This is a genomic window from Aureimonas ureilytica (genome assembly GCF_001475935.1).
Lineage (GTDB): Bacteria > Pseudomonadota > Alphaproteobacteria > Rhizobiales > Rhizobiaceae > Aureimonas > Aureimonas ureilytica_A.
Genome location: NZ_LDQA01000115.1, coordinates 1 through 865, shown reverse-complemented (window position 1 = coordinate 865; position 865 = coordinate 1). Strand labels below are relative to the sequence as shown.

The window sequence follows — 865 nt, the reverse complement described above, 5'->3', positions numbered from 1 at the left end:
GCCTCTCGCGAAAGCAGCAATGGAGGGTTATCTGCCTTCTGGCGTTTCTTCGGGCCGCGCGGCGAGCAAAGAGGAAATCAGGTCGTTGACGATTTTCCTCTCTCTGTCGGTAAGTTCTTTATAGGATGCCGGGGGTTCGGGGGCGCTGATTTCGGATGCTTGGCTATCCGAATGTTCGCCGTATAAAAGCCATCCAGCGCTAACGCCTAGTTTTTCCGCGTAGTCAGCGGCGGCTTTCTTGGAAATTGGGCGATTGCCGTTCTCGTGACTGATGTAGGTGTTTTTATTGACCTTCATCGCCAGTGCGGCTTCTGTTGGAGACGAATAACCTTTCGCCTCTCTCGCGCTTTGTAAGCGGTCTTTTTGCGTAGTGTCACGAGCCATTCGTGCATTATGGACGATTGCTGCCGTCCAAAGTGTACGATTTGCCTTGCTCGCCAATCGTACAAAAGGTACTGGATGGGCATGAACGCTTCGTCCGATACCCCTCCCAATTCCGTTTCCGACCTCATAGACCGCTGGGATAGCATCGCAGCGTTCGCTGGAGATGTTTCGTGCGGATACGAAGCCGCACGCAAAATGCGGATGCGAGAAAGGATCGCCGTCGAGCACTGGCAGCGTGTCGTCATTGCGGCGGAGTCGCGAGGTATCCAAGGCGTTACTCTCGATTGGCTGATGCGGTGCGGTTCGCGGCATAGCGCCAAGGGCAAAGATGGTCCGGCCACTCGCTCCCGTCACGTAACCGTGAGCGACCTTGATTTACCTGCGGCGGGGTGCCGCTGATGCGCCCGTCCACGCCGCAGATGCGCGCCGCGCTCAAGCTCGCCACGAAAGCCGCCATCGCGCGGGCGGGCGATGCGGCGGC

General features: G+C 57.9%; 1 protein-coding gene. It reads right to left on the bottom strand.

What is annotated here, in order from left to right:
* Positions 1-27: 27 nt before the first annotated feature.
* Positions 28-654 carry a helix-turn-helix domain-containing protein gene (locus tag NS365_RS25165; RefSeq protein ID WP_244498541.1) on the bottom strand — a complete coding sequence of 209 codons (627 nt, stop codon included), beginning with the start codon at positions 652-654 and terminating at the stop codon, positions 28-30.
* Positions 655-865 lie beyond the last annotated feature (211 nt).